Annotated in this window: 14 protein-coding genes; 4 read left to right on the top strand and 10 right to left on the bottom strand. The window is 61.0% G+C overall.

All coding sequences use genetic code 11. The features are described 5' to 3' along the window. Positions 1-14: 14 nt before the first annotated feature. From VG566_RS19525 to aceE, 7 genes are all read right to left on the bottom strand, one after another. Positions 15-764, bottom strand: coding sequence for a hypothetical protein (locus VG566_RS19525; RefSeq protein ID WP_164262228.1), 750 nt, complete (start codon positions 762-764; stop codon positions 15-17). Then, positions 761-1,543: a hypothetical protein gene (locus tag VG566_RS19520; protein WP_164262226.1), complete on the bottom strand. Its 783-nt coding sequence runs from the start codon at positions 1,541-1,543 to the stop codon at positions 761-763. The genes VG566_RS19525 and VG566_RS19520 overlap by 4 nt, the downstream gene beginning before the upstream one ends. Next, a complete protein-coding gene (locus VG566_RS19515; RefSeq protein WP_197561519.1) occupies positions 1,518-3,431 on the bottom strand; it encodes a hypothetical protein in 1,914 nt (637 codons plus the stop codon). Before VG566_RS19515 ends, VG566_RS19520 begins: the two co-directional genes overlap by 26 nt. A gap of 305 nt (positions 3,432-3,736) precedes the next feature. Next, positions 3,737-5,191, bottom strand: a complete 1,455-nt coding sequence (locus VG566_RS19510; RefSeq protein ID WP_164262222.1) for a hypothetical protein — start codon at positions 5,189-5,191, stop codon at positions 3,737-3,739. Then, the gene (locus tag VG566_RS19505; protein ID WP_164262221.1) at positions 5,192-6,583 is read right to left on the bottom strand and encodes a ParA family protein; all 1,392 of its coding nucleotides are present in this window, start codon (positions 6,581-6,583) and stop codon (positions 5,192-5,194) included. Next, the gene (locus VG566_RS19500) at positions 6,580-6,954 is read right to left on the bottom strand and encodes a hypothetical protein (protein WP_197561520.1); all 375 of its coding nucleotides are present in this window, start codon (positions 6,952-6,954) and stop codon (positions 6,580-6,582) included. Before VG566_RS19500 ends, VG566_RS19505 begins: the two co-directional genes overlap by 4 nt. A gap of 106 nt (positions 6,955-7,060) precedes the next feature. Further along, positions 7,061-9,748, bottom strand: coding sequence for a pyruvate dehydrogenase (acetyl-transferring), homodimeric type (aceE, locus tag VG566_RS19495; RefSeq protein ID WP_241884867.1), 2,688 nt, complete (start codon positions 9,746-9,748; stop codon positions 7,061-7,063). 544 nt (positions 9,749-10,292) lie between these two features. Between aceE and VG566_RS19490 the strand changes: the two genes are divergently transcribed. Next, on the top strand, positions 10,293-10,853 hold the full coding sequence (locus VG566_RS19490; protein ID WP_049441440.1) for a PadR family transcriptional regulator: 561 nt from the start codon (positions 10,293-10,295) through the stop codon (positions 10,851-10,853). Positions 10,854-10,913: 60 nt separating this feature from the next. Then, the gene (locus VG566_RS19485; protein ID WP_241884868.1) at positions 10,914-11,711 is read left to right on the top strand and encodes a siderophore-interacting protein; all 798 of its coding nucleotides are present in this window, start codon (positions 10,914-10,916) and stop codon (positions 11,709-11,711) included. Positions 11,712-11,872: 161 nt separating this feature from the next. Here VG566_RS19485 and VG566_RS19480 read toward each other — a convergent pair whose 3' ends face one another. Beyond that, positions 11,873-12,703: a hypothetical protein gene (locus VG566_RS19480; protein WP_241884869.1), complete on the bottom strand. Its 831-nt coding sequence runs from the start codon at positions 12,701-12,703 to the stop codon at positions 11,873-11,875. 209 nt (positions 12,704-12,912) lie between these two features. Between VG566_RS19480 and VG566_RS19475 the strand changes: the two genes are divergently transcribed. Then, the gene (locus VG566_RS19475) at positions 12,913-13,314 is read left to right on the top strand and encodes a hypothetical protein (RefSeq protein WP_049441437.1); all 402 of its coding nucleotides are present in this window, start codon (positions 12,913-12,915) and stop codon (positions 13,312-13,314) included. 157 nt (positions 13,315-13,471) lie between these two features. On the opposite strand, the gene VG566_RS19470 is transcribed toward VG566_RS19475, so the two are convergent. Then, complete coding sequence (locus tag VG566_RS19470; RefSeq protein WP_005415047.1) at positions 13,472-14,179, bottom strand: YceI family protein; 708 nt, start codon at positions 14,177-14,179, stop codon at positions 13,472-13,474. Positions 14,180-14,265: 86 nt separating this feature from the next. Beyond that, positions 14,266-14,856, bottom strand: a complete 591-nt coding sequence (locus VG566_RS19465) for a malonic semialdehyde reductase (protein WP_005415046.1) — start codon at positions 14,854-14,856, stop codon at positions 14,266-14,268. 126 nt (positions 14,857-14,982) lie between these two features. Here VG566_RS19465 and VG566_RS19460 point away from each other — a divergent pair, with 126 nt between their 5' ends. After that, entirely contained in the window at positions 14,983-15,942 is a 960-nt protein-coding gene (locus VG566_RS19460; protein ID WP_100449279.1) for a mitochondrial fission ELM1 family protein, read from the top strand. Positions 15,943-16,033: the final 91 nt, after the last annotated feature.

Here is a 16,033-nt window from a genome sequence, read left to right as displayed (position 1 = left end):
GGGCAGCTCATACATCAAGGACCAGAAGGAGCACTCCATCCTGCGTACTCCGCAGGAAGGATGGCCAGGATCTCCTCGGCATTCATCTCACGAAGCAGATAGGTTCGTTCGAATTGACCGAAGCTGCTGATGAGTCGCCTGGCTGCGCCTAACCCGACTCTGCTCTTCGGATCCTTTCGATGCTCCTTCTTTCTGATGGTTGCGACGCCAGCCTTCGGAGTTCCGTCGGGCTTCAAATACATACTCTCTGCCACCTCCCAGAATCCAGGATGTGCGTAGATCTCCTGCCGGGCCGTGATCTGCTCGGCCACATCCCCCCAAGCCGTCCGTGGGGAGCTCAGCGCAACGCGGGCTTTCGTTCCATGAAGATGGACCAGTTCCCATGCCGTGCGAACGATCAATCGATAGGCTCGACGCGCGTCAGTCTCGATGTAATGCGGAACATCAAATGGCTTTCCATCCTTCCCACGACCTCGCTTCAGCAAGTTCGGAAGCAGCGCCAGAGACAGCCAAGCCCACATCCCTCTATCGGCTCTAATCGCAAAACGATCGGCGTCGGGTCCAAATACGCTACTCACCAAGTAGACGCCAATCTCGTACGTCGTACCGAACATCAAAGAGGTGTCAACATACCACTCGCCAAGCGCCTCTCTACACAGCGCGTCGTTCGTGAGAATCTCTGACGGCGCAGGCCCAGTAGGTGCCGACAGCCAAGCACGGAATCGCTCGACACCCTGCTCATTGAGTGCTTTGACCTGGATCATTCCGTCACATCCCCATGCATTTCACTGATCAGGCGATCGATCTGAAGGCGAAGGTGTCCAGTAGACGCGAACCTGCGGACAACGGATGCAGCCCACTCCTCTACCAGATCGTCCTCATCTTCCGGAGGTGGCCCCACATCGAGTTGATCGATGTAGGCCTTCCATGTCCCTGTCCAAGTATCATCATCGTCAAGCGATCCGGAGTCCTCGCCGATTCGCATTGCCACCTTCCGCATCACTTCCGGCATCACCAGCGAGACGAACCAGTGATGGTTTACCGCCGCCAGCGCAACAGGGAAGATGCTGCGCTCCACGAGAATGCATGGCTTGGCAGAGGCGTCTGCACTGGCCGGGGGCAGGTCCAGCTCCCATACTGGTCCGTTGAGATCCGTTGGGAAAATGTCAACAAGACTTCCACCTAGATTGCCTGACTCGTCGATGGGCCTGACGCCGTCCGCAAAGCCGATCAACCTCTTCTCACCAGGCATGTGAAACACAAATCTGAAGCGAACCGGCTTGTTGCGAACCAGCTCGTTGATGGGTCGGGCGGTCCTGCTGAAGTTCGATACCGTCCCCAACGCGAAGTATTGTTCGGAAGATCCTGACGTGGCGACGCAATTGATCAGCACTTCGGGCGCAATGCCGGCGGCTGTGAAGTCGAATCTCTCAAGCCAGAAGGTCCGATCAGACTTACCGTCGTCGCTGAGCCGCAGCGAGAAGTGGCGGCGATCAATCTCGTTCAGGCCAGTAGGATTAGTTCTGCGCGATATCTGCTTCATCAGCAACCTCCTTGTACTTCACTCGCACTTCGAGCTGTCGGTTCTCATCGAATCCGCGCACGGCAATTGACGCGTCATCCTTGTCCATCCGGAATCTGAGCTCGTTGCCATCGACGGTCAGGTCCGTAACGCCACTGGCGTCGATGCTGAACCTTTTTCTGTCTTCGAGCCAGAAGTCTGCCGCATCCCAGAGTCTGAACGGATCGCCATGGACCGTGGCATAGCCGGTTTCCACGCGGCATTCCAAGGGCACGAAGGTTGAGTCAGGCAGCGCATGCGCGCGGACCGTGAATCCGTCCTTCCCTGGCTTGAAGCTGACCGGCTTTGGCTGGGGAGCCGGAATATCAACAAGCTCGATATCGCCCGGCCTTTCCTTACTGCCAGCGTCGCCACTTGGCCCCTTTTTGACTTTGACAGCTTGAGCAGGATCCGCGAAGTAGACAGCCAGTGCTGTTTCATCTCGCTGCCCAACGGGCGCAACCAGTTGCACCAGTTTCGCAGCTGCGTTCCGAACGGCAGCAAGGAAGACGTTAGGCGTCATGTAGGCGTTCTTCACCTTCGGACGCTGGGCATTCCAGGTTCGATGTGTCGGCTCCTCCGCACACACGAGAAATTCGGATAGGTTCTGGTCATCGATGAAGGTGAGTGCCAGTACCGGCTGGGCTGCACGTACTGACTTCAACTTCTTCTCCCCATCAATAGCAAGATCCTGCCTGATGAAAAGTTCCTCACTCCGCTCCAGTTCTTCGTCAGACTGGAGGAACACTCGAAACGTCGTCGATTGGACCAATCCCTTCTTCGTTTTGATCGACAATGGAAGATCGACAACGATAGGATCCCCCAGCTCAAAGGAATCTTTAAGATTGGTCAGATCCGCGGATTCAAATGAAGACTCGTCGATTGCCTTGCCGTTGTTCCATCCATGCTTGGCACTTGCCAAAGCAGGCCGCTTGCTCTTTGCGGCCGCCATTCTGAGGAATTCTCTGAACGAAGCGCTTTGTCGACTGGCTTCAGCAAGTCCAGCTGAAGCCTCCGCTATTGAACTCTCATTGAGAACAGCGTCACCGACAGTGACTTCAAGTCGACCGCGGCTGATGGCAAAGAAGAACTCATTAACGACGGCGGTACGAATTCCCTCCTCTGTGAGGTTCTCCTGTGGCAAGGGAACGATAAAACTCGTTCCAGCCTCGTCCCCGCGGGAAAGTCCGAGCTCCTGCTTGAATGCCTCGATCAGCGATCTATCGACGATCGGAGTGCCTTGCTTGTCAGGATCCACCTCGCTTCCCCATCGGGCCTCCTTTGCCCAACGCTCTGTCTTGCCTTCCAAGCGGTAGTTACGCAGGAATCGACTGCAACCAAACAAGAGTTCCTTCCCATCTGACTTCCGCTTGGTCAGCGCGATCACGGTTCGCACCTCGCTTGCCAAGTAGAGCGTGATCTTGCCTTGTCCCGCACCACCATTGGCGCGAGCATGCTTCGCACCTTCGCCTTCTCTGAACCAGAATGCGTTCCAGTTCTCGCTTGAACCATCCACTGATGAATCTGTGTAGGCTCCTTCGAGGCCTGTCGTTCCAAAGTCTTCAATCAGAAGAAAGCGTGCTTTGCTTGGCAATGGCCCCTGCAGAAGCTGCCCAGCCTTTGCATGCTCCAACCAAAAACCAGAAAACAGGGCACTCGCGAGCTTGCTGCCTGCAAGGTCTATTTCAACAATGCGGTAGCTGACCTTAACTTGGTCCTCTACGGACGATCGAGCGTCTAGTGGATTCTGAAGCGTCTCACGAACGAGAATCTCTATGTTCGTACGCTCTTCAATCGAAAAATTATCATCGGAAATGCTTGAACCCGAATTTTCATTCGGATTGAGCATTCTGAACTGCCAAGCTGCCATGCCTACCCTTGTCCTTGCCTCATCCTGACAGAACAATTGATAGCAGCATAATTGGCCAACTTCAATAGAACAAATTACTCGCGAACCAGAAATTGAGACTGGACTTGATAACTCTAGCCGCCAGAGTCAATCCAGTAGCCGGACTCCGCTCAACGAGTTGGTCCTGCGAGACACATTTCGAGCGAGTTCCTGGCGATATGTGCAGCAGGCAAACCAACCAGTACGAACAGATCCCAGCTTAGGACTACCGAGCCGAGGTTAACCTCGGCCCAGAGGAAACAAGGCACTGATACAGTCAGGGCAAATCATATTCTTGGAGTAACGCCGCCCTTTTTAAGCATGTTAGCGGCGACCCGAAAGAGGTCTGGCATATCAAGCCTATTATCAGACCTGAATGAGACAACGCCAATTCTCTCCATTGCATGAAGAAGACGGCCATTCTTATCCGTCCCTCTAGGCAAACGAGGCGGGAAAGGAGGCATAAAACCAGCCGCCGGATCCCTTGATGCGCGCATAATTACGTCCACTGTGTTTGATTTTTCCCAACGCTCGTAGATCAGAGATGTCTCGCAGGGCACTCTCAAGCCCGCAAGCGGCGCCAGAGCCCTTTTAACCCAGCGATACTCAACTACTAGCTGATCCACACGAACTTTTGAGGCTTCACGAAGACCATGCCGCATACCCTCGGGTTGAATTACCAAGGTTGAATCCAAGTCGGAGACCTTCGCCGCTTCGGCGAAGAGCTTTATGAAACTTCTTGGAGTTACCTCACCTCTTGCATCGGCCAGATGCTTGTAAGGCCAGTCATACACTTTGCCCTTCTTATGGCCGTTTCCCATGTATTTTCCGGCCATTGCCTCCATGATCCTCTCCTGAAGGTCTTTGTCAAAAAGCAGCCGCCAAGTACGCCTCTTCTTGATTCGGTCGGCGACCGGTCTGGGGACCGTCCCACCTATGAGCTCAGAGAACTGCCTCTTCGCCTCTCCGGAGAACTCAGACATTCTCCAATAGAGGAGACCGTACAAGTCCGTGATGCTCCATTCAAGTTGGACACGCCCACTCCTAAGCTTGGGCATCTCCACAAATTCCAGCATCTCATCGTTCAACTGTTCAGGACGAATGAATACTTTGGTCTTTATCGCTTTGCATACACGCAGCGACCAGACCACTCGAAACAAGGCGTCCGTCAATGCTACCGATCTTTTCCAATCAGTCGACCAGGTGTCAAGAGCATCAAAAGTTACGAGAAGCACCTTGCCTGAGGCAGAAATTTTCCTATCAAGTACCGCAAGCTCGTGCTCTAGATCCTCTGGATCTTCAAAGTCACCCATCATTTTTTTGATGGTGGGCAAGTCCGCATCTGGATCAAGGAAAGATCGGGCAGCACGAATAACAACGACGTTCCAAAGCAAGTATCCGATGGTAAGCTCCGCGCCCACCGGAACCCTAGCGTCCAAAACTTTTGCGGTAATGGCGTTCTTACCAGTGAATCCTGTATAGCCCGCCTTAACCTCCAGCCTTTCCAGTCCGATGTGTGGATAGACAGCTGCGGCAAAACTTCGAGTCGACTCTTGCTCAAGAACGCCCGCCCAAAAACTCTTACCGGTGCCACGAGCGCCCACTACTACGGGAGAATTGGGATCCAGCGCATTAGCGTGCTGATCAGGTGAAAAAACCTCCTCCACAGACGGTCTGTAATCACCAGCAGCATCATGATCAGAGGGCATGCGTGCCAATGCCATTTTCAGCTCACGATACATTCAAATCTCCCTTGGACCATAGTTTTCAAGCACCCTCTCAACCTCACCTACAAAAGGACCGTAGAGCTGCATGTGTGTAGAGAGCTGCAGCAGGTCTGGATTGAGCAGCGGATCAAAGGAGCGGTAGAGCTCGGACTCTGGAATGCTAACAAATGAGAGACCATCGACAAAGTCGCTCGCCTCTTCATCTGCCACATTGGAAACAGCATCTTGCTCGTCCGCCCAATCAACTTCAAACCCTTCGCCCATTGCTTCCAGATCCTCCCCCGAGGAAGAATCCTTTAAACCAAATAGCCTTTGTTTCAAAAGAAGTTCCACAGCATTTTTAAACGTCACATTCACTTCTGCGCCAGCAGACTTCGCCTCTACAAAATTGACGCGCCCCCAGAACTCATCATCTTTCGGTGTTCGTGCAGCGACGTGGGAGAAAAGAAAGTCATAGCCGAGCAACGTTTGCGGCTGATTTACTCCGAAGACAAATATTTCACCACCCAACCCCAAAATTGCTGATGCAGTAGTTTCATGCAGACCAGCTCGTGCGTCTACCAGGATAACGTCGTATCTCGAGTCCAATGAGTGGACTTCAATGAAATTCGAAATAGTCTCTGAGAGACCACTCCCAAGCTGCTCACTCGATGCCAAGTACGCACGCGCAATTTTGGAAAGCACATTTTCCGGACTCGTCATTGACGCCGTACCTACAACTGGCACAACATCAATCCGCCCTCGGCCTGCTGCAAGCCAAGACGGCCCTACGGTGTCGACAACAAAGCTGGTATCGACCTGCCCAATTGCTGTTTCAACGATGTAGTCAAGCAATCCATACTTGGGTGTCGTGTCCGGCGTCAACAACATGGTCCCTAGACCAGGCGCTTCAAAGTCCATATCGAGCGCAAGCACGCGACGTCCCGTGGAGGCCAAATGTGACGCGAGCACACAGAGCGCTGTCGTTCTGCCAACCCCGCCCTTGATACTAGCAAAGACAATGATAGGGACACTTCCAGCCTTGTTAACTGGCTTCTTTAGCCAGTCCTGTCCTGCCGCGCGACGCTCGATGAGCCAGACCTTGTTGCGATCCCCAGGGGCACCAAAGTCCAGTTCAACCTGTGTTGCGCCATCCCTCGCCCTCAACGCCTCGTCAAACAAGCGGTCAGGGGTGGATATTGCGTATTTCGGGCCATCAACATAGTTCGGAATCAGGCGCGCAACCTCTTCAGATGCGACATCAACTGACTCACTCCATGCCTCTTCTGAAATTATGAACGTCAGCTTCCCGGAAACATCTCTAAGAAAAACTCCCGATTCGATAAAATCCAATCCCATGCCATTAAACAGCACCTGCGCAAATTGCGGCAGCGCAGTGTCAAACGTAACCGTACTTTTTTTGATCATCGCTTAATTCCCGCCGTTGCCATTAACCGAGATGCAATTACAAACCAATCCTGCAACTCAGCGTCGGAGGTTGATCCGGTTACATAATATCGGCGATTTACGCTCCACCCTACAAGGACATCATTTTTTAAAAGTGAGTGCATGGAGGCACTGAGCGAACGCCCCTGCAGATGTTTCCTCGCAATCATTAGCAGCTCCGGAAAGTGCCCGTGAGGAGCGGACGCGTCGGTTCGAAGAGTTTTTATTTTGTGCTTAATAGCACACTCTGCAGAGAAGCCTATCAAATGCCCTGCGTTGTCCTTTCTACCGGCCATGCGAAGCGCTTCAGCATCCTTGAAGTGTCTGACGGCCGCAGACTCATAATCATCCATCGAGTTTACTCCTAATCAACCGTCTAAATTTCAGCCTTCCAAAACTGCAAAAGGCGAGGACAACTCAGTCATCCTCGCCTTTGAGCATCTGATCGACTACGCGTAATCAAACCCCAACAGGATTAGCCTTCTCCGGATCAATCTTGTACTGCTTGATCGCCCGGGCCACATCCTTCGCGGTCATCTTCCCTTCCTTCGCCAGCGCCGCAATCGCGGCATGGGCGATGTAGTACCGGTCAACCTCGAAGAACCGACGCAGGTTCGCACGCGTATCCGAGCGACCAAACCCATCCGTACCCAGCACCGTGTACGACATCGGCACGAACGCGCGGATCTGGTCCGCGTACGCACGCACGTAGTCGGTGGCGGCAATCGCCGGGCCCTGGCGGCCTTCCAGCAGCTCGGTCACGTAGGCCTTGCGCTGCTCACCTTCCGGATGCAGGCGGTTGGCACGTTCCACGTCGAAACCATCGCGACGCAGTTCGTTGAAGCTCGGGCAGCTCCAGATATCGGCGGTCACGCCGAAGTCCTTGTCCAGCAGCTCGGCCGCGGCAATGGCTTCGCGCAGGATGGTGCCCGAACCCAGCAGCTGCACGCGCAGCTCGCCCTTCTTCGGCTTGCCGGCGTCGGTCAGCAGGTACATGCCCTTGACGATGCCTTCGGCCGCACCTTCCGGCATTTCCGGGTGGGTGTAGTTCTCGTTCATCAGGGTGACGTAGTAATACTCGTCCACCTGGTCTTCCATCATGCGCTTGGTGCCGTGCTGCAGGATCACCGTCACTTCGAAGCCGAAGGTCGGGTCGTAGCTGCGCACGTTCGGGATGCCACCGGCCACCAGATGGCTGAAGCCATCTTCGTGCTGCAGGCCTTCACCGTTCAGCGTGGTGCGGCCGGCGGTGCCACCCAGCAGGAAGCCGCGGGTACGCATGTCGGCAGCCTGCCAGGCGATGTCGCCCACGCGCTGGAAGCCGAACATCGAGTAATAGATGTAGAACGGCAGCATCGGCACGTTGCTGACCGAGTAGCTGGTACCGGCGGCCATCCACGAGCTGATCGCACCCGGCTCGCTGATGCCCTGCTGCAGCACCTGGCCGCTCTGGTCTTCGCGGTAGAACATCAGCTGGTCGGCATCGACCGGCTTGTACTTCTGGCCGAACGGCGCGTAGATGCCGATCTGGCGGAACAGGCCTTCCATGCCGAAGGTACGGGCTTCGTCGGCCACGATCGGCACGATGTGCGGGCCCAGTTCCTTGTCACGCAGGGTGATGTTCAGGCTCTGCACGAACGCCATGGTGGTGGAGTAGCTGCGCTCGCCGCTGCTCTTCAGCAGGCGCTCGTAGGCTTCCAGCTTCGGTGCCACGAAGGTCTTGTCGGCCTTGCGGCGGCGCTGCGGCAGGTAACCGCCCAGCGCGGCACGGCGTTCCTGCAAGTACTGCACTTCCGGCGAATCCGGGCCCGGGTGGTAGAACGGCACCTGGCCGTCGGCCAGCTCCGCGTCGGTCACCGGAATGTTGAAGCGGTCGCGGAAGTGGCGCACCGCTTCGTCGTCCAGCTTCTTGGTCTGGTGGGTCGGGTTCAGTGCTTCACCGGCGCTGCCCATGCCGTAACCCTTCACGGTCTTGGCCAGGATGACGGTCGGCATGCCCTTGGTGTTCACGGCCTGGTGGTAGGCGGCGTACACCTTGTGCGGGTCGTGGCCACCACGGTTCAGGCGCCAGATGTCGTCGTCGGAAAGACCGGCGACCATCGCAGCGGTTTCCGGGTACTTGCCGAAGAAATGCTCGCGGGTATACGCGCCGCCGAAGGCCTTGCAGTTCTGGTATTCGCCGTCGACGGTTTCCATCATCAGCTTCTTCAGGACGCCGTTGGTGTCCTTGGCCAGCAGGGCATCCCAGTAACCGCCCCACAGCAGCTTGATCACGTTCCAGCCGCCGCCACGGAACACGCCTTCCAGTTCCTGGATGATCTTGCCGTTGCCGCGCACCGGGCCGTCCAGGCGCTGCAGGTTGCAGTTCACCACGAAGATCAGGTTGTCCAGGCCTTCACGGCCAGCCAGCGCGATGGCACCCAGGGTTTCCGGCTCGTCGCTCTCGCCGTCGCCGATGAAGCACCACACCTTGCGGTCGGACTTCTCGATCAGGCCACGGTTTTCCAGGTAGCGCATGAACTGCGCCTGGTAGATGGCGGCCAGCGGGCCCAGGCCCATCGACACGGTCGGGGTCTGCCAGTAGTCCGGCATCAGCCACGGGTGCGGGTACGAGGACAGGCCACCGCCGTCCACTTCCATGCGGAACTTGTCCAGCTGCTCTTCGCTGATGCGGCCTTCCAGGAAGGAACGCGCGTAGATGCCCGGGGCGCTGTGGCCCTGGATGAACAGCAGGTCGCCCGGGTGGTTCTCGCTCGGGGCGCGCCAGAAGTGGTTGAAGCCCACGTCGTACAGGGTGGCGCCGGAGGCGAACGAGGCGATGTGGCCGCCCAGGTCACCCGGCTTGCGGTTGGCGCGGACCACGGTGGCCATCGCGTTCCAGCGGATGATCGAACGGATGCGCCATTCCAGCTCGGCATTGCCCGGGCTCTTGGCCTCGAACTGCGGTTCGATGGTGTTGACGTATTCGGTGGTGGGAGAGAACGGCAGGTAGGCGCCCGAACGACGGGTCAGTTCCACCATGCCTTCCAGCAGCTGATGCGCGCGCTCGGAGCCCTCGACATCAATAACGGCCTTCAACGACTCGATCCACTCCTGGGTTTCCACAGGATTCGGGTCGTTGTTCAGCACCTCGTTCAACCAGTTCATTAGCGCTCCCATAACCGCACGCACGCGCGCGACTGTTGTATAGATTTCTAGACCGCAAAGTGTAGCGCACCAAGGGCTTTCGTCACTTGGCTACGCAGGCGTATGGATGCAACCGGCCAGTGTCCGCAAGGGGCTTGCCGGGCCCGCTGACGGCCCTGCGGCGGGCCTTGGTGGCTGCGCGGGCTGTCGCTTGCGGGCCGCTGCGCCCATGTGCAGGACGCAGTGTTACCGCTGCCGATGACGGTTGTAGGGCAACTCCGGCACCGCTGTAGGGGCGGATCGGGCAACGGTACTGAACCGGCGACAACATGTCGCACCTGCCTCTGGATCGGTACAGGCTGCGGGTCCAGCGTGGGCCGCGAGTGAGGGGCCTGGCGGCCCTGCTCCCTTCCACGGTTCGCCGGGGCGCCCTGCAAGGGGCGCCCCTTTTGCTGTGCACGCGGCCGCCCGTGGCCCAAAACGGACCTGCTTGTGGCCGGATCGATGATTGCCGGCTTCGATATATCGATATATCGTTTGCACACTCGTTTACCGATATATCGAAATGAGCCGCCCCCCTTCTCCCAGAGCCCGTTCCACCGATCCGGCGGTGCCCCGCCGCAACGGCCAGCCACGCGTGCTGAGCCGCGGCGACCTGCGCCTGCTGGTGCTGGCCCTGATCGGCGAGCAGCCGCGCCATGGCTACGAACTGATGCAGCTGATCAGCAACCAGTTCATGCAGGCTTACACGCCCAGCGCCGGCACCATGTACCCGCTGCTGGCCAGCTTCGAGCAGGCCGGCTGGATCGAGGCCGAGGAAGTGGATGGCAAGCGGATCTTCCGCATCACCGCTGCCGGCGAGTTCGAGCTGAAGGTGCAGCGCACCCAGGTGCGGCTGGCGCAGCGGCGTGCCTTCGACCGTGCCCGCGAGATCACCAAGGCCTCGCTGCCGCCGCCGCTGGCCACTGCCCTGCGCGAGTTCAAGCGGGCGCTGGTGCATCACCACGGCCGTTGGGCCGAGGGCGAAGCGGAAGAAGTGGCGGCGCTGCTGACGCGGGCCTCGGCCCTGCTCAACGGTACCGCCGGTAGCGAGAGCCCACCGTTTTCAACGACCCAGCCAGACTGAATCCAGCCAGGTCCTCCCCTACGCCGCGCGCCCCCGCGCGACACCTTTACAGGTATCCCCATGACCGAACACAACAACACGCGCCTGCGCCTGGATGTGCGCTTCCGTGAACTGACCGTGCTGCGCACCGAAGAGGTCACCCCGCACATGCGCCGCGTGGTGCTGGGTGGCGACGATCTGGCCGGCTTCGATTCGCCCGGTGCCGACGACCACATCAAGCTGTTCTTCCCCAACGCCAGCGGCGAGATGGTGCTGCCGGTGCTGACCGCCGAAGGCCGCAGCTACCCGGACGGCAAGGCGCCCTCGCCGGCCCGCGACTACACCCCGCGCTGGTGGGACCACGAAACCGGCGAGCTGGCCATCGACTTCGTGCTGCACGACCAGGGCATTGCCGGGCCGTGGGCCGAGCGCGCGCAGCCGGGCGACACGCTGGTGATCGGCGGCCCACGTGGCTCGTTCGTGGTGGCCGACAGCTACGACGCCTACGTGCTGATCGGCGATGAAACCGCGCTGCCGGCCATCGCCCGCTGGCTGGACGTGCTGCCCGACGGTGCCGAGGTGCAGGCCTTCATCGAAGTGCGCGACGAGGCCGAGCGCCAGGACCTGCCGCAGTACGAGAACGTGCGCATCCACTGGCTGGAGCGCAACGGCTTCCCGGCGGCCAGCAGCACGCTGCTGGAAGACATGCTGACCGACTTCGAGGCACCGGACGGCGATGTCTTCTATTGGATCGCCACCGAATCGCGCCGCGCGCGGATGATGCGCAAGTTCATCGAAGGCCACCTGGGCGTGCCGCGCGACTGGATCCGCTCGACCGGCTACTGGAAGGCCCACCCGGACGAAGCCGACGGCGATTGACCGGCTCGGGGTCAGATCCCTTTTCCTGTGGAAAAGGGATCTGACCCCATGCACCAGAACCGGCCTGGTGGGTGCGGACCGTTGGTCCGCACGCCCTTGACTGTGTAGAGCCGAGCCCACGCTCGGCTGCTCTCCGCTCGGCCACCGATGGACCCATCGCGCTACGCGCGATGAGCCGAGCATGGGCTCGGCTCTACAGGAGGGACCGCGGCCGGCACTACCATCTGCCGCGTCCACCCGAACCGCTGCGCGGCCCAGATCTCCAGCGCCACCAGCAGTGCGACGACCAGCAGCGGCAACAGCAGCCCGAAGTACACGCCGGGCATCATGCCGTTGATCTGCGCCTTCACCAGCCGCAGCACGCCACGGGTGTGCAGCAGCTCATCCACATGCATGGTCAGCGCCTCGCGCACCACCTTGGGTTCCAGGCCGAGGGTGCCGGCCTTGTCCACCAGCGTGTCTTCCACCATGCCGCGCAGCAGGCCTTCGCGCACCTTGCCGATCACCCAGCCGGTACCGCGCGCCAACGGGCCGTTGCCAAGACGGTCCAGGCCGGGCAGCGGATGTTCGCTGAGGTAGGCCGAGGCGATGGTGTCGGCCACATCGCCCACCGTGCCCTGGCTGCGCAATGCCTCGCGCATGCGCGGGTCGTCCAGCGAGTCGGTGAAGCCTTCGCTCCAGCCTTCCACCAGGGTCTGCAGGTGCGGCTGGAAATGATCGAGCTGCTTGAACAGCGCGCGGTGTGCACCGGCGGTGAAGCCCAGCTGCAGGCCGAAGAAGGCCGTGGCCAGCGGCAGCAGCACCACGTAGCTGGCCAGCAGCCAGTGATGCCAGCGCTTGCGCCGCTGCAACCAACCCCGGCGGTGCAGCCAGCGCCAGCCGAGGATGCCCAGCACCAGGCCAAGCAGCGTACCGAGCACACTGCCGCCCGCCAGATCGAGCACGCTCAGGCCCGACCAGAATTCGTTCAACCAGTACTGCGCGTCCTGCATGGGTCTTCCTTCCGTGGGTGATACAGCGGGCCATTGTAGAGCCGAGCCCACGCTCGGCTGCTCTCCGCTCCGCCATCGGAAAACCCTCGCGCTGCGCGCGATGAGCCGAGCGTGGGCTCGGCTCTACACGGATTCCGACACCCGGTTCAACGCATCAGCCGCCAGGCAATGCGACAATCGCGCTCCTTTCCTGCAGCAACGAGGCCCACATGGCCAAACTGACCCTGGCCAGCGTGGACGCGCTGCGTACCCGCTTTGCCGATGACGCCGCCTGCGATGCGGCGCTGGCCGCGTTCGCCGACACCGCCGTACTGCGCGCGCCGCTGCGCGAGCTGGTGGCGGCACAGCACCGCTACCTGCAGGCCGAATTCGAAGTGGCGCAGGTGGCCGATGTATTGCGCCGCGACCAGAAGTACGCGCCGGTGGGCCGGCCGTCGGTGCACATCGTGCAGCTGCGCAAGCAGCAGGCCGCGACCAAGCAGGCGGCGCTGATCGCGCGCCAGGTGGTGGCACAGGCCGCGCAGACGTTCGCACGGGCCAGCGGGCTGGCGGTGAAGGCCAAGCAGAGCCCGAGCGAAGCGTGCGTGGCATGGCTGGGCGCGTTGCGCTGAGGGCGCGTACCCGGTAGCGGCCAACCTTGGTTGGCCTGCGGAGTGCCCATGTGCCAACCAAGGTTGGCATCTACCAATGCGCGTTCCCCCGCACCCAAAAAGAAGGCCCGCTTTTCAGCGGGCCTTCTGCCTTCTCACGACGAGTGAGCGGGGTGCATCAAGCGGCCGGCTTTTCGCCGGTGGCTTCGGTGGTGATGCGGATCTTCACTTCATCGCTGACGTTCGGAGCGTAGGCGCCGACGCCGAAATCGCTGCGCTTCAGGGTGGTGGTGGCATCGAAGCCGGCGGCCGGAACCTTGGCCATCGGGTGCTCGCCGCCGCCGTTGACGGTGACGTCCAGGGTGACCGGCTTGGTGATGCCCTTGATGGTCAGGTCACCGGTAACGGTCAGCTTGTTGGTGCCGGCCGCTTCCACCTTGGTGCTCTTGAAGGTGGCATCGGCGAACTTGGCGGCGTCGAAGAAGTCGGCGCTCTTCAGGTGCTCGTCGAACTTGGCGGTGAAGCTGTTCAGGCCGCTCAGCGGCAGCTTCACTTCCACGGTGGACTTGGTCACGTCTTCGGCGTTGTACACCAGGGTGCCTTCGACGTTGCCGAAGTGCGCGCTCGGGTTGGAGAAGCCGAAGTGGCTCCACTGCGCCAGCACGTCGGTGTGGCTCGGGTCCAGCTTGTAGGTGCCCGAGGCGATCTTGATCGCTTCGGCAGCCGGCGCAGCAGCGGCGGCATCGGCGGCCGGGGTGGCGGCCTGCTCGGTGGTGGCCGGGGCGGCAGCATCGGCCGCCGGGGCAGCGGTGTCGGCCGGCTTGGAGCAGGCGGCGATGGCCAGGGTCAGGGCCAGCGGCAGCAGCAGTTTACGGGTGGCGCTCATCTGAGGAACTCTCCGGATCGTAGGGTGGGTACACGGTGCAGCAAGAGCCCGCCGCACGACGGCGGGCCCGAAACCGATACAGCGACTTACGCGATGCGCGCCGCTTCGTCGAACGACAGGCGCGGCAGGCGCGGGAACAGGCCCGCCGGATCACCGTAACCCAGGTTGACCAGGAAATTCGACTTGATGGAGGTGCCGGCGAAGAAGGCTTCGTCGACCTTGGCCGGGTCGAAGCCGGACATCGGGCCGGCATCCAGGCCCAGCGCGCGCGCGGCCAGGATCAGGTAGGCGCCCTGCAGGCTGCCGTTGCGGATGGCGGCTTCGTGGCGGCCTTCCTGCGGGCCGTCGAACCAGGCCTTGGCATCGGTGTGCGGGAACAGGTACGGCAGCTTCTCGTGGAAGTCCAGGTCGAAACCGATGATGACGGTGACCGGCGCGGCCATGGTCTTGGCCAGGTTGCCTTCGGACAGCGCCGGGGCCAGCTTGTCCTTGGCCTCCTTCGAGGTGACGAAGACAAAGCGGGCCGGCGTGGTGTTGGCCGCGGTGGGGCCCCACTTCACCAGGTCGTACAGTTCCTTCAGCAGGCTCTCGGGGACCGGCTTGTCGAGGAAGGCGTTCTGGGTGCGGGCCGTGCGGAACAGCTGATCGAGGGCGGCGGCGTCGAGCGCGTGGGACATCGGTGGATCTCCAGGGCGGCGAAAGGGAGTCAGTGCCCGCGGGCGGCGCGGGGCGAATCGACGAGCCGCAGTGTAGAGTGTCGCGACTGTTGCAACACCCAGCAGGACTGAAACGAATTAATGCCAATGGTGAAACGATCGAGCGCGCCCTGGACGGTCACTGACGGCCGCGCGGGCAATGTCCGCCAGGCGGTTGCGCTGGCCTCGGCACTGCGCCAGGGCACCCACCGACCGCTGCTGCTGCAACCGCGCGCGCCCTGGCGCTGGCTGTCGCCGCGCCGCCTGCCCGGCGATGTGAACGGCTACGGCGAGGCCTTCGCGACGCTGGCTGCCGACGCCCCGGCGCTGGCGATCGGCTGTGGCCGCCAGGCCGCTGGCGCCCTGCGCGTGCTGCGCGCACGCGGCACCCAGGTGGTGCAGATCCTCGACCCGCGCATTGGCGCGCGCCACTGGGACGTGGTGGTGGTGCCCGAACACGACGCCCTGCGCGGCAGCAACGTGCTCACCCTGCTCGGCAGCCTCAACCCGGTGGACGATGACTGGCTGGCCTGGGGCCGCGCTGCGTTCGCCGGCTTCAGCACCCTGCCCGGCCCGCGCACAGCACTGCTGGTCGGTGGGCCGACGCCGCTGGCGCCTTGGGACGAGACGGCGATGGTCGGCGTGTTCCAGGCGCTGGCCGAGCAGATCCGCAGCGAAGGCGGCAGCCTGCTGGCCACCACCTCGCGACGCACCCCACCGGCGTTGGCGGAGATCCTGCGCGCGAAATTCGCCGACCTGCCGCACGTGATCTGGGGCGATGGTGGCGACGGTACCAATCCCTATGGCGGCCTGCTCGGCTGGGCCAACCGCGTGGTGGTCTCGCCCGATTCGGTGAACCTGCTCTCGGAGGCCTGCGCCACGCGCATGCCGGTGATGGTGGCGCTGGCCGACACAGCGCAGGGCCGCTTGGCGCGCTTCCAGCAGCAGCTGCGCGAACGTGGGCGGTTGCAGGCGCACTGGCTGGACTGGCAGTACGACCGCATCGAACCACTGCGCGAGACCGCGCGGGTGGCGGCGGAAGTGAAACAGCGCCTGGCATCACGGTAATGCCGGCCGCTGGCCGGCAACGCTGTACCTGGCATCACGGTAGTGCCGGCCGCTGGCCGGCAACGCTGCATGCATTGCCAAACCCTGCCGT

Source organism: Stenotrophomonas sp. CASM114, assembly GCF_049384325.1.
Taxonomy (GTDB): domain Bacteria; phylum Pseudomonadota; class Gammaproteobacteria; order Xanthomonadales; family Xanthomonadaceae; genus Stenotrophomonas; species Stenotrophomonas muris.
The sequence above is the reverse complement of the archived record's forward strand: the minus strand, read 5'-3'. Positions and strand labels throughout refer to the sequence as shown.